Raw genomic sequence first — 13,381 nt, forward strand, 5'->3', positions numbered from 1 at the left:
AGCAGACTGACGGGTGGGCAGGGCTCATGGCTGATGCCAATCATAAAGCACGTCCACCCGTCACCGAACGCTCTGTCACCATCCAGGAATCCTGGCGCTACCAGAAACCGGCTCGCCTGCCCTTCCATATGCGCAAGGAGCCGCCCACCTTTCCGTGGATGAAGCTCTCCGGCCGGTGGATCGAGACCGCCGGTTTCGAGCCCGGACAGCGCGTGCGTATCACCGTCGAGTACCAGAAGCTCATCATTACACCGCTTTAAATACAGAAGGGCCGCAACGCGGCCCTTCTGGACGGGTTTCACTCCGAGGCTGGGCTATGCAGCCGTTGCACAAACTCCCGAGGCATTTATAAGATCTGGTCGCAGTCGCCAGCTAGCCGAACGTGCGTCTACCCTGAATGTCCCGCCTTCATAATCAGGATTACATATAACTGTCACACCGCTATCTCGATCAAGCAATATTTGTGCGGACAAGACAATGCCATCATTTCCCAAGCCAACACCTTCGCACCGCAAATTCCGAACACCTTGCAATTCAAGCTCAATCGCACTATCGGAGAGTGGTTGACTTTGGAGGATTACGTTAACACTTGACTCCCCCGGGAAGTTCTCCTGCGGGAATACCATACCGCCTTCCCCATTAACATACATTGGATTGCTCATGAAGAAACTTCGGATACAACTGTCGTGTAACCCATGTGCAGTTTTCATAAAATCCGCCACCGCCTCTTGACTATCTAACGGAATGAAATCTGGCAACATCTGCTTTCTCCAATCTTGTGGATATTACTCAAGCTCTGACGGGCACCATCCATCTTTTGGAGGCTGCGGTTTAGGTGGTTTCGGCAGAGGACTATAAGGACGTGGGAATTTGCTCCACACACCATCGATCCAGTCATGCACATGATCACCAATTCCATCGTGACGCCCAGGGTGACTGTGATCGTAGTCTATCTCCGGCCGACCATCCGGGCCGTATTTCCTGCCGTCTCCATACGTGCCCTCTCCAGGTGAGCCATCCGGCCGCAGGCCCGGCCAAAAGGTCGAATCAGGATCGCCAGTTCCGGGCCTGTTATTGTTGTGAATCGGGCCGCCGCCTGGCGTCGGACCCACGGGAATGGGGAACGCCATCTGTAATCCGGACGGATCCCTGAACTGCACCGGATTCCCACCCACATAAGCATACGCATTGGTCTGCCCACTCGCCCACCCAATCGGATCCTCACTGATAAACCGTCCGGTTTGCGGACTGTAGTACCGGTTCCGATAGTAAACCAACGCCCCGACACGAATCCGCCCTCACACGGGCCGCTTTCCCTTATCCGGCAAGCTTTCCCCGCATATCGACTTCGCCGGCCAGAGAATTTTTTCCAGACGCGATTCTCGATTGATTCGTATCTCGAAACAAGTGTGGCTTCAGTGTCGTTACGCAGTAACAGGAGGGCCGCCGCCGTTACCGCGTAACGCCTCAGATATCCAGATTCAACCGTCCAGCGTAGTAATCAGCCTGCCCGCGGGGTAACTTCCCTGCCCGCTTCAGCGCCGCCTCTTCGGCCTGCACCAGCAGTCGCTCCAGCATCGCCCGTTGCGTGACGCCGTAACACGCAGCGACCCGCTCCAGTGCCCGCTTCGCATGCAGGTCAATCACCAGGCTCAACCGCTCGCCCTTGCCGTTCTCGTCCTTCAGATGCCGCTCACGATACGCCGCCTGCCGTTGCGCACTACTCATTGCCATGAAGCCTCCTCATTGATCGTTACGCAGTAACTCCAGCATGCCAGGTGTTACCGCGTAACGACACCTGGCCGGATGGGTAACGTTGCTGTCGCCCGCCGGGTTTGACGGCTCCCGAAGGGAGACGGCAACGGCACGCGAATGCCTGACGCCTCGCGCAACTCGAACCGCTGACGATCAGTGCTCATGGCAAGGATCGTGTCGTAGGTAAAACTCATCCCGACGCCAAAGGCACCGGCCAACGGATTGCCCGACGCATCGTAAGCGCCGCTACGGTAGACCCGCGTGAGATCAAGGCTTCCGGCTGTATCTGCAACCGACAGGTCATGCGCGTACTGGTAGAACTGGCCTGTGTACAGGTTCACCGGATCGGCGCCCGAGGTGCTGTTGCCACAACCGGCCGTGGCGTCGCTCGAACAGTCGTTCCCTCCCACGTCGGGCATGCTGCCTTCAGGCGACGCTGGTTCGGTGGTGTCGGTCCCCGCCGGGCCGCTGCAATATTCCGCGATCACGTTTGGATCGCCACACACGTAACCGCCCATGCCGCCGAAGTCGGCGGCCGCCGCCTTCAGCGGACATTGCGGATCGGCGGGATAAGCACCAGCGGCAATGTATCGGCTGTTGCAATAGTCGTTGGCATGCGCATGCGGCACCACGAACCACGACAGCAACATGAAGAACAGCAACAGAACGAACGGACGCCGCAGCGCACGACGCGCCACCAGGGCATCAAAGACTTGCATGGGGTTCCCGGGAGGAAAAGAGGTGACGCGCTCGGCTAGCGCAGGCTGGTTGCCGTAGAGGCGAGCGCGGAAACGGGGACTTGAGCGCCAGAAGATTGCGCAGCCGTCGCGCCGGGCGCAGAAGACGTGGAGGACACCATTGCCTGCCGACGGATCGCCGTTATATTGCCCGCCGCGTCGTAGTCGTAATACGCGGTTGCGCCCGCCACGGAAACAGACGTAAGCCTGCCCAGTGCGTCGTATCCGTAAGTGATCTCGTCAGCGTACGCGGGCATGGCCGAAGCCAACAGACCGGCCATCGCAGCCACCGCGCCGCCATTCGCAACCCGCCGCGCGCGGTGGAAAAGGCACCGGCATCGAAACGAATTTTTTATCGATATCACCATTACACCAACCTGTAGTTTTGCTAACTACCTAGACGATACCGAAAGCTGAATCCGATTTATAGCGGATCGATCTTCAATTGAATTAGGAAACTTCCCGCACCTACCCACCCCGAAAACGAAAGGGCGCACCACCCGGTGCGCCCCTCGTCTCCCTGCTATCGCGGCATTACAACATCAACCGCCCACCAAACTCATTCCCGCCTCAAACCGAAATCGGCAAACCTCAAGCCTCGAGTTGCTCCAGCACCTTGCCCTTGGTTTCAATCCCAAGAAAATGCACCGCCACCGCCGCGAGGAACGGCACGGCCGCAAGAATATAAAACGCTACCTGCAAGTTCCCGCCGATCATCGTCTTGGACACGATAGCGGGAGCAAAGATCGCCGCGACCTTCAACCACGCGCCGCCGACACCGCAACCCATCGCACGGATGCTGGTCGGATACAGCTCCGGCGTATACACATAGGCCGTAATAAAACCGCACGCGAGAAAGCCCAGCGAGAATGCACAGAACGTCGCCACCACATACACCGACGAATCGTGGAAAACGCCCGCCAGCAGCAACGACAGCGCACATGCCACGAACGACAGATTGATGATCGGCTTACGCCCCACCTTGTCGACCAGCAACGCACAGGTCAGCGAACCCACCACGCCGAGCACCGAAGCCGCCACCGCCAGATTCAGCGCGAGTTGCAGCGGCGCGTGATAGATCGTGCGATAGATGGTCGGCAGCCACGTCGAGAGGCCGTATTGAATGAAACCGCAGGTGATCCACAGCATCGCCACGGCCAGCGTGCGCTTGAGGTACGCGGGACCGAACAGGTCACTCATGCGGCGCTTCGGGTGACGATTGGCCATCGCCTCGAATTCGGCCGAATGCGTCACCGGCGGAAGCGGACCTTTGACCGCACGTTCGAACGCATGCACCGCCGTGTCCGCATCGGCCATCCGTTCACGTTCGGCGAGCCAGCGCGGCGATTCGGGCACCAGTTTGCGCAGCACGAAGAACAGGATCAACGGCATGCCGCCGATAAAGTACATGGCTTGCCAACCGAAACGCGGCACGATCCACGCACCCAATGCGTTCGAAGCGAGCAGGCCGACCGGAAAGACGATTTCATACAGCAGCACGAAACGTCCCCGTCCATGCGCCCGGCTGATCTCATTGATGTAAGTCGCGGCCACCGGCAATTCACCGCCGAGCCCGAGCCCCTGAATCACGCGTAATACAACGAACGCCGCGAACGTCGGCGCAAAACCGCATGCAATGCTGGTGATGCCGATAATCCCCGAACTCAACGCGATCGCCTTCACGCGTCCGCTGCGCTCCGCGTACCACGGAAAGACGAACGCGCCGATCAGTTGTCCGACCGAACCGGAGCCGATCAGAAAGCCGATTTCCCACGGCGTCAGATGCCACTTCGCGATCAGGATCGGCAACGTGGCCGCGATCGCGATCACGTCGAAGCCGTCGAAGAACGTCGCGAGACCGATCAGTATGCGCGCGCGCACCTGCATCGCGTTTCTGGGCAAGCGTTCGAGACGCGCGATGATCGAGCCCCGGGTCGCAGGGCCTGAGACACCGGCGCTGCTGCGGTCCCCCATGGTGTTGTCGATGGTTCTCATGCCGTTGTGCCGTCCGTCGTAGGTGTGGTTAGGCAAGCGCCGTTGTGGCGTCGGTTAGGGTCGCAAGGTCGATGGTCCGGCCTTGGTTCATCCATTTGCGCGACAGTTTCAGTTCGCGCGGTGTGTTGATCGCGATCACGCCGCGAATCGCACTGTCTTCCAGATAAAACAGCGTGGCGCGTTTGCCCGGCAAATCGCCGCGCACAGCCAATTGCGCGTCGCCCGGAATGTCGCCGAGAATCTGCAGATTCACGTCGTACTGATCGGACCAGAACCACGGAATATCCGCGTAAGGTTCGAAGATGCCGAGCAATGCCTTGGCGGCGGCAATCGCCTGGTTTTGCGCGTTGGCCCACGATTCGAGCCGCACGCGGCGCTTGAGCCACGCGCTCGGATGATTGGCGACGTCGCCGCACGCGAAAATACGCGGGTCGTCGGTGGCGCCGAAGTGATCGACCACGATGCCGTCTTCCACCTTCACGCCGGCGGCTTGCGCCAACGCCGTGTGCGGCGTGAGACCGATACCGGCCACCGCAAAATCGGCGTCGAGCGTCGAGCCGTCCGCGAATGTGGCGCGCATGCGGGTGGCGTCGTTCGGATGATCTTCGAGCGACACGAGCGTGGCGTTCAGCCGCACGTCCACGCCATTCGCGCGATGCAGGTCGAGCAGGAAGCCGGACACCATCGGCGGCAACGAACGTGCGCACAGACGCGGCGCACCTTCCACCACGGTGGCTTCAACGCCGAGCTTGCGCGCGGTGGCCGCGACTTCGAGGCCAATCCAGCCGCCGCCCACCACCAGTACGCGTTTGCTGGCACGCAGCCGCTCGCCCAAGGCGACTGCTTCGTCGAGCGTGCGCAGGTAGGCGACGTGCGAGGTCTTCACGAGCGACTCCGGCAACTTGCGCGCCGCGCCGCCGGTCGCGATCACCAGGCGGTCGTATTGCACTTCGCGGCCCGATTGCGTGCGCACGATGCGCTGTTCGCGATCGATCGAAGTCGCGCAATCCGGTTGCCACGCCTCGACGTTCAGCGCTTCGAAGTCGTCGGGCTTGACGAGCCGCACGGTGTCGATATCCGCTTCGCCCGCCAGCACCGCTTTCGACAGCGGCGGGCGTTCGTACGGCAGATGGACTTCGTCGGCGATCATCACGAGGCGGCCGTCGAAGCCTTCCTTGCGCAAGGTTTTCACGACCCAGCCGGCCGCCTGACCGCCGCCGATCACGACGATCGTGCGCGGCGCTTCGAGTCCGGCATGGGCGGCTTGCGCCTTTGCAGCGGCAGCGTCAGTCATTTTTCCGCTCCGTCATGAACTTGCCCTCGGGCGCCTTCGCATTTTTCTGGCGCCGCGTATTGCCGTCGATGCCGCCGTCGATCGCCCATTCTGCGAACACGGTCGGACCCGGTTCGAAATCGCGCGGCTGCCATTCGGGCGTAAGTTGGTCTTCGTCGGCGTAGTACTCGATCAGGCCGCCAGCCGGATTCTGGAAATACCAGAAGTAAGCCGACGACACCGGATGACGCCCCGGCCCGAGCTGCGTGTCCCAGCCGCAGCGGCTGATATGCATGCCGCCGCCGAACACTTCATGGATATCGCGCACGGTGAACGCTACGTGGTTCAGGCCGCGCTTACCGTTCGGCAACGCCAGCAGGAAAATGTCGTGGTGCCCGCCGTGCGGCGCGCAGCGCATGAACGCGCCGCGGCCCGGATAACGGTCCGACATTTCGAAGCCCAGCAGTTCGTGATAGAACTTTTCCTGTTCGGCGAGACGGTTCGTGAAGAACACCACGTGGCCCACTTCGACCGGCTCGGCGCGCTCATAAATCGGCGACGGCTGATCGACGCGCAACGTCTGGCCCCACACGTTCGACGGCGAACCGTGAATGTCGAGCGCACGCTTGCGAGTCACTTCAACACGAACCGCCATGCCGTTCGGGTCGATGCAGCCGACGGCGTCGTCGGTTTCGAAATGGCCCGGCTGGCCGTCAAAGCGGCCGCGCAGTTCGTCGAGTTCAGCTTTGGTTGCCACGCCCCAGGTCACTTCGCGCAGCGTCGGGCCTTCTTCGAACGCGGGCGGCAGCGACGGATCGTTTGCATTCACGACGAGAACCGTGCAGCCGTTCAGCGTTTCGAAGCGCGCCTGGGTTTCGTCGTGTGCGACTTCCTTCAGGCCCCAGTCCGCAAAAAAGCGGCGGCAGGCGGCGAGGTCCGTCACGCCGTAAATAATCTGTTCAATGCCGAGAATCGTCATAACGTGCCTCTTGCGTATCCTGCGTATTAGTTCGCCCACGCCAGCGGCGCGTCGTTCAAGCCCCAGTAGAGGCTCTTCTGTTGCATGTATTCGCGGATGCCGAGCCGGCCTTTCTCGCGTCCCATGCCGCTCTCTTTCCAGCCGCTGAACGGTGTCGAGATCGAGAACAGTTTGTAGGTGTTGATCCAGATGGTGCCGGCTTCGAGTGCGCGGGCAATCCGGTAGGCGCGCTTGTAGTCGCGCGTCCAGATGCCGGCAGCGAGGCCGAATACGCTGTTGTTCGCTTCTTTCAGCAACGAGGCTTCGTCGTCGAACGGCATAGCCACCAGCACTGGGCCGAAGATTTCTTCCTGGCAGATGCGGGCGTTGTTGGTCAGGCCTTCGAGAATCGTCGGCTGAAAATACGTGCCTGCTTCGCGGCCGTCGCCGACGGGGCGCTCGCCGCCGCACAGCAGACGGCCGCCCTCTTCCAGACCGAGCGCGACATAACGCTCGACGGTTTCGCGATGCGCCGCCGTGATCAGCGGACCCATCTGTGTTTCGGAACGCGACGGGTCGCCCACGCGCAGCTTGCGCGCGCCGTCCGCGAGACGCTTCATGAAGGTGTCGTAAATGGAGCGCTGCACGAACAGGCGTGAACCCGCAATGCACGCTTCGCCCGACGAACTGAAAATGCCGTACAGCACGCCGTTGACCGCGTGATCGAGATCGGCGTCGTCGAATACGACGGTCGGCGACTTGCCGCCGAGTTCCAAAGACACCGGCATCAACTTGTCCGCCGCGATGCGCGCAATGCCGCGGCCCACTTCGGTGCCGCCCGTGAACGACACCTTCTTCACCAGCGGATGACGCACCAGCACGTCACCGATCACCGAGCCTTTTCCAGGCAACACACTTAGAACGCCCTTCGGCACGCCAGCCTCTTCGCAGATGCGCGCCAATGCCAGCGAGACCAGCGGCGTCACTTCAGCCGGCTTCAGCACCACGGCGTTGCCGCCCGCGAGTGCCGGCGCGAGCTTTTGCGCGTCCGAAGCAATCGGCGAGTTCCACGGCGTAATCGCGGCGATCACGCCGATCGGCTCATAGATGCTCATGGTCAGATAGTCGCCGCGCGAGGGCGTGACTTCTTCGTCGAGCGTTTCGAGGCAGGCCGCGAAATAACGGAACGTATTCGCGGCGCTCGCCACCAGTACGCGCGTTTCGCCGATCGGCTTGCCATTGTCGCGACGCTGCAATTGCGCGAGCGCTTCATGGCGCGCCATGATCAGATCGGCGATGCGGTACAGAATCAGCGCGCGTTGATGCGGCTTCAGCCCCGACCAGTCCGCGCGGCGCCATGCGATGTCGGCGGCTTCCACGGCGTCGCGGGCGTCGTCGGCATTGGCCGTCGAGATTTCCATGTTGACCGACTGATCCGCCGGATACAGGCTTTTGTACGGGTTGCCACGCCCTTGCCGCCATTCGCCGCCGATGAAAATATCGCCGGTGGGCACGAGGCTGGTATCGAAGTGAGTCATGTCGGTCGTTCCGGTTTGCTTCAGCTATTCAACTGATGGCTTAGATCACACAGCGCGCCGCGCGATTGCGTAGCGCACGCATCGCGCTGTAGGCGGTCAGCGCAGACGTCTTGGGATTGTCCGGCAGCGGTTTGCCGCACATTTCCAGCGACATCTCGCCGAACGCGCCGCGCGCCACGACGCGGTGCACGTTGCGCGTCACGTTCGGATCGGCGATCAGTCGAACCGTGGTGTGGTCCAGACCGAGGCCGGCCAGCGCGATCGTCGCGGCCACGTTGGCGTTCTTCGGGTAGAGGCGCGCCGCTTCGCGCGCGCTGCCTTCGAAGATCACCTTCTCTTCGTTCAGCGTGTTCAGATCGCAGACCTGTTCCGCCGGCGTGCCGAGCCAACCCGTGGGCGGTTTGCGGCCGGTGTACAGCACTTCGTCGAGACCGCCGAGCTTGGCCGCGGCCAGCGCGTCCACGCCGCCGATTGCGCCCGAGAGCAGCGTCAGCGTGGCGTCGCCTTCATCGGCGGCGGCGGACAGTGCGTCGAGCAGCATCATGTCGGAGAGCGCGCCGATGGAAGCAACCGCGCAGTCCGTGCCGGCCTTCAGCAACGGCACCACGTGATCGACCAATGCGCTATGTCCCGCGCATTCCAGCGCGAAATGCGGCTGACTGCTCAAGGCGGACACGGAGGCCACGACATCCACCGAGTCGCCCACTACTTCACGCACCGACCCCATATGACGCTCCGGCACGATCACGTGCGACACGCGCACCGTCGGATCGGCAGCGACCGAGCGGTACACCGCCTGGCCGATCGCGCCGAAGCCGATCATCGCGACGTCGACGGGTGCGTGATGCCCCGCGTAACCCGCATCACGCATGTTCCGGCTCCTGTTCCTTGACCGGCGGGCCCGCGAACGCGGTGGCGAACGAGCCGACCGACAGCATGTCCACTTCGACCAGCACGGGCCCGGTCTTCGCCATGCCTTCGCGAATGATCGCGTCGGCCTGGTCGAGCGATTTGATGCGGTAGTGCGTGAGTTTCAGGCTCTCGCAGAACTGCGCGAAATCCGGCTGATGCAGATCGACATAGCAACGGCGGCCACCGTATTGCGCGTCCTGAATGTTGCGGATCACGCCGTAGCACTGGTCGTTCATCAGCACGATCATCACGTTGGCGTTTTCCTGCACGGCCGTGGCGAGTTCGCCGACGTTGACCATCAAGCCGCCGTCGCCGACGAGGCACACGGTTTTCGCCGCGCTGCCCGCAAGCGCCGCGCCGATGCCCATCTGCATGCCCTGGCCGATACCGCCGCCGAGCGCATGAACGCCAGCACGCGGCGAGAAAATCTTCAGCATGCGGTTGCCCCACGTGCTGTTCGAGATCGTGACGTCGCGCACCCAGTTGTAGTCGCGGCCCACCGCCCCTTGCAGCGCGTCGACGAGACGCTTGTACGGGCCGAGGCCTTTGCCCACATCGGCGACGGCGCTTTCGCGCGCGGCAGCGAGGTCTTGCGCGAATGCCGGATCGACCTTGAGGCGTCCTTCGAGCAGCGTCGCGAGTTCTTCCAGCACAGCCGATGCATCGCCGTGAATGAACATCTCGTTGCGATAGCCGCGGTTATCGGCGAGCGCGTCGGCGTCGATGCGATACAGCGGTTGCGGCAGCGCGAGCTTGTACTTCAGCGTTTCATTGCCACGCAAACGCGAACCAACCACCACCAGTGCATCGCACGTCTTGTAGAAGCTCTCGACCGCCGCGTGCACGTTGAACGCGCCGAGCGTCGCCGGATGGTCTTCCGGCAGCACGCCACGGCCTTGCACGCTGGTCACGACGCCAAAACCCAGCGCCACCAGACGCTCAACTGCCCTGGTCGCATGGCGCGTACCACCGCCCAGCCACAACAGCGGGCGCCTGGCCGTGGCCAGCAAATCGGCGAGTTGCGCGACACGTTGCTTGCAATGGGTGAGCGTCGTGATGTGCGGTGCGGCCAGATCGGCGGGCCATTCGACTTCGGCAGCCTGAATGTCGATGGGAATCTCGACGCTCACCGGGCCGCTCGGTGCGGTCTGCGCGACGCGCACGGCTTCGCGGATCGTCGGCAGCGCGGTTTCGACCGAACGCACGCGAAACGCGGCCTTCGAGATCGACGACAGCATCGACAGCTGATCCGGTGCTTCGTGAATGTATGCGAGATCCTGATCGAGGTATTCGGTTTCGATCTGGCCGGTGACATGCAGCAGCGCCGTGCCCGCGGTCAATGCTTCGACCATCGCGCCCGCTGCATTGCCCGCAGCGGTGCCCGTGCTGGTAAACGCGACGCCGAGGCCGCCGGAAACACGTGCGAGGCCATCGGCCATGTTCACCGCGCCGGCTTCGCCGCGCGCGCCGACATAGCGGATCTTGCCGCGGTTGTGGATCGCGTCGAGGATCGGCATGTTGTGGATCGAGATCACGCCGAATGCGGTTTGAACGCCGCATTGCTCGAGAAAGGCGGCGATCAGTTCGCCAACGGTGGTTTTATTAGACATGTCGTGCAACGCCTCCAGAAACATCGATATGACTGCCCGTCGTATAGGACGACAGCGTCGTAGCCAGATAAAAGAGCGCTTGAGCGGCTTCTTCGGGGCGACCGAAGCGGCCTAGCGGAATGTTTTTCTTGCGCGCCAGCTCGGCGGTCCAGTCCTCCCAGCTCTGACCCGGCTGCGCTTCTTTCGCGTAACGGCGGCGCCATTGACCCGATTCGACAATGCCGATCAGAATCGAATTGACGCGGATGCGCTGCGGCGCAAGTTCCACCGCGAGCGACTTGAGCAGGTTCTGCACACCGGCACGCGCCGACGAAGTCGCCACCATGTGCGGCTCGGGTTGCAGTGCGAGCAGCGAGTTCACGCAGACAATCGCGGCGTTACTGTTCGATGCGGCAACGTCTCGCAGCATCGGCAGAAACGCGCGGGTCGGGCGAATCACGCTGAAGTACTTCAGGTCGAGTTCTTCGCGCCAGGCTTCGTCGGTGGTGTCGGCGAAAGTCGACACGCGGCCCTGGCCGGCGTTGTTGATCAGCATGTCGGCGCGGCCAAAGCGGCTCTGCACGGCTTCCGCGAAAGCTTTTACGTCGTCGGCGTCGAGCACGTCGCAGCGGCGCGCAAGCAGTTGCGCCTGCGGGAACTGCGCCTTCAGCGCGGCTTCCGCCTGCGCGAGACGTTCGGTGTCGCGGCCGCAGATCGCGACCGAGGCGCCGGCCCGCAGAAACAGTTCGGCAGTGGCGAGGCCGATGCCGGACGAGCCGCCCGTCACCACCGCTACCTGCCCGGTCAAGTCGATTTGGATCATCAGAGCCCCAATGCCTTCATGTATTTGCTGCCCGCATTCGGCCCACCCTTCGGCCGATAGTTGAGCCGCTGCGAAAGATCGTCGGCGGCGCGGCGGACCTTGTCGATCAGGCCGCTATCGAGCAGCGACGCGTCGATCTCGTGGCGCGGAATCGTCGTCGTGATGACGGCGACGATGCGCCCCGTGTCGTTGCGCACCGGCGCGCTGACCACCGAAATGCCGCGCTCGAACGACGACTCGCTGATCGCGAAACCACGCCGTGCGTCGTCGCGAATCCGTTCATACAGGTCGTCGACGGTGGTGGGCGTCTGCTTCGTGAAGCGTTCGAGTTCCGGCTCGGGATAGAGCTTTTTCAACTCGTCGAGCGTCAGGTCGCCCATCAGGACCTGGCCGTGCGTGGTGGCGTGAGCCGGCAGACGCGTGCCTACATTCACCTTCACCGAGCTGAAAATCGGCGTATGGCTTTGCGCCTTGGCGACGAACACGACGTCGCGTCCATCGCGGATCACGATATGGCTGGTGAGGCCCGTTTCCGTACGCAGCGCTTCGATGACCGGCAAGCCGAGGTCGGTCAGTTCGAGCGAGCTCAGATATTCGAAGCCGAGCCGCAGTACCGCAACGCCGAGGCGATAGTTGCGGTCCTTGTCGGCACGCTCGAGAAAGCCGAGCGATTCCAGGGTTTGCAGCAGACGGAACACCGTCGTGCGAGGAATCTTCAGGCGTTTCGATAATTCCGGTGCGCCGAGAACCGGCTCGCGTGGCGAGAACTCCGTGAGAATCTTCAAACCGCGTTCGAGACCCGGCACCCGGTAGGCAGTGTCGCCATTGGTGTCGTTGCGGTCGTCGTCCGCGTCGCGCTCGGCGTTAATGGTGTCGGGCGTCATTCATTGGCTCCGTTGTCCGTCGCTCGTGCGACAGAACGTGTCGATGATCGCGGTGTACGCGGCGGGTGCTTCGATATAGCCGGCGTGCCCCGCGCGAGGCACGACCTGCAACTTGGTGCCCGCGGCCAGCGCGATACGCTCGCAGGCTTCGGGCGTGGTAATGGTGTCGTCGGCACCGACGGCCACGTTGATGCGGCCCTGGTGGCGCGCGAGGTCACTCGCCAGATCGGCGTTGGCGAGCAGATGCGTGGCCTGCGCATAACCGTGCGGGATCACGCGCGCCATGTTCCAGCGCACCCATGCGCGAGCTTCGTCGCTTGCATGAGCGGACAACATATTGGTGCTGCGTTGTTCGGCGAGACCTTGCGGGCCGAGTTCGTTCAGCATCGCGAGACGCTGATCGCGCTTCGTGTTGCGTACCTCCGCCGACGCCGCGCCGTAACCGCCAGCCGGCGACAACAGCAGCAACCCGGCCACGCGCTGCGGATGCATCACGGCAAACGCGCCGGCTATGATCGCGCCGAGCGAATGCCCAAGCAGCACGCATCGTTCGATGCCGAGCGCGTCGAGCCATTCCTTCAGCACGTTCGCGTAGTCAGCCGCAGTTGGCGAGTCGGCCGCGACCGGCGTGGAGGCGCCATAACCCGGCGCATCCCATGCCAGCACGCGGCGCGTCGCGCCAAGCACTTCGAACTGCTGCACCCACGACGCCGCGCCCGAACCGATACCGTGCAGCAACACGAGCGGCAGCGCGCCGCTGTCGGCGCTATCCACTTCGCGATAGCTCACCGCGCGTTGCGACGCCAGCCAGATCTGCTGCGCCGGGAAACGCGCAAGGCGCGCTTCGAGCGTGGCGTGTGGATCTGCGGTAACGGATGGAACAGCGGACATGATTTCCTTCGCGGGTGTTTTTGAAA

The 13,381-nt window shown here is 62.7% G+C and carries 15 protein-coding genes; 1 reads left to right on the forward strand and 14 read right to left on the reverse strand.

Translation table 11 applies throughout. The annotated features are described in order from the left end of the window. Positions 1–26 precede the first annotated feature (26 nt). Complete coding sequence (locus tag NE850_RS12820; RefSeq protein WP_310698828.1) at positions 27–260, forward strand: SymE family type I addiction module toxin; 234 nt, start codon at positions 27–29, stop codon at positions 258–260. 54 nt (positions 261–314) lie between these two features. Here the strand turns inward: NE850_RS12820 and NE850_RS12825 are convergent, their stop codons facing one another. From NE850_RS12825 to NE850_RS12890, 14 genes are all read right to left on the reverse strand, one after another. Then, the gene (locus tag NE850_RS12825; RefSeq protein WP_310698829.1) at positions 315–761 is read right to left on the reverse strand and encodes a hypothetical protein; all 447 of its coding nucleotides are present in this window, start codon (positions 759–761) and stop codon (positions 315–317) included. Positions 762–785: 24 nt separating this feature from the next. Then, entirely contained in the window at positions 786–1,277 is a 492-nt protein-coding gene (locus NE850_RS12830) for an RHS repeat-associated core domain-containing protein (RefSeq protein ID WP_310698830.1), read from the reverse strand. A gap of 190 nt (positions 1,278–1,467) precedes the next feature. Then, positions 1,468–1,734, reverse strand: a complete 267-nt coding sequence (locus NE850_RS12835) for a hypothetical protein (protein WP_007178551.1) — start codon at positions 1,732–1,734, stop codon at positions 1,468–1,470. Positions 1,735–1,781: 47 nt separating this feature from the next. After that, a complete protein-coding gene (locus NE850_RS12840) occupies positions 1,782–2,474 on the reverse strand; it encodes a DUF6531 domain-containing protein (RefSeq protein WP_310698831.1) in 693 nt (230 codons plus the stop codon). 35 nt (positions 2,475–2,509) lie between these two features. Further along, entirely contained in the window at positions 2,510–2,773 is a 264-nt protein-coding gene (locus NE850_RS12845) for an RHS repeat domain-containing protein (protein WP_232064410.1), read from the reverse strand. A 310-nt stretch (positions 2,774–3,083) separates the two neighbouring features. Further along, positions 3,084–4,487: an MFS transporter gene (locus NE850_RS12850; RefSeq protein WP_007178560.1), complete on the reverse strand. Its 1,404-nt coding sequence runs from the start codon at positions 4,485–4,487 to the stop codon at positions 3,084–3,086. A gap of 28 nt (positions 4,488–4,515) precedes the next feature. Next, positions 4,516–5,781 carry an NAD(P)/FAD-dependent oxidoreductase gene (locus NE850_RS12855; protein WP_007178561.1) on the reverse strand — a complete coding sequence of 422 codons (1,266 nt, stop codon included), beginning with the start codon at positions 5,779–5,781 and terminating at the stop codon, positions 4,516–4,518. Then, positions 5,774–6,739, reverse strand: coding sequence for a VOC family protein (locus NE850_RS12860; RefSeq protein WP_007178562.1), 966 nt, complete (start codon positions 6,737–6,739; stop codon positions 5,774–5,776). The genes NE850_RS12855 and NE850_RS12860 overlap by 8 nt, the downstream gene beginning before the upstream one ends. A 26-nt stretch (positions 6,740–6,765) precedes the next feature. Next, a complete protein-coding gene (locus tag NE850_RS12865; protein WP_007178563.1) occupies positions 6,766–8,256 on the reverse strand; it encodes an aldehyde dehydrogenase in 1,491 nt (496 codons plus the stop codon). Positions 8,257–8,296: 40 nt separating this feature from the next. After that, positions 8,297–9,127 carry an aspartate dehydrogenase gene (locus NE850_RS12870; protein ID WP_007178564.1) on the reverse strand — a complete coding sequence of 277 codons (831 nt, stop codon included), beginning with the start codon at positions 9,125–9,127 and terminating at the stop codon, positions 8,297–8,299. Next, complete coding sequence (locus NE850_RS12875; protein WP_035516860.1) at positions 9,120–10,778, reverse strand: thiamine pyrophosphate-binding protein; 1,659 nt, start codon at positions 10,776–10,778, stop codon at positions 9,120–9,122. The genes NE850_RS12870 and NE850_RS12875 overlap by 8 nt, the downstream gene beginning before the upstream one ends. After that, positions 10,771–11,580, reverse strand: a complete 810-nt coding sequence (locus tag NE850_RS12880) for an SDR family oxidoreductase (RefSeq protein ID WP_007178566.1) — start codon at positions 11,578–11,580, stop codon at positions 10,771–10,773. Before NE850_RS12880 ends, NE850_RS12875 begins: the two co-directional genes overlap by 8 nt. Beyond that, complete coding sequence (locus NE850_RS12885) at positions 11,580–12,464, reverse strand: IclR family transcriptional regulator (protein ID WP_007178567.1); 885 nt, start codon at positions 12,462–12,464, stop codon at positions 11,580–11,582. The genes NE850_RS12880 and NE850_RS12885 overlap by 1 nt, the downstream gene beginning before the upstream one ends. Further along, positions 12,465–13,355 (reverse strand): alpha/beta fold hydrolase, encoded by an 891-nt coding sequence (locus NE850_RS12890; RefSeq protein WP_165189558.1) that lies wholly within the window; start codon positions 13,353–13,355, stop codon positions 12,465–12,467. Positions 13,356–13,381 lie beyond the last annotated feature (26 nt).

The organism is Paraburkholderia sp. USG1, assembly GCF_031570135.1.
Lineage (GTDB): Bacteria > Pseudomonadota > Gammaproteobacteria > Burkholderiales > Burkholderiaceae > Paraburkholderia > Paraburkholderia dioscoreae.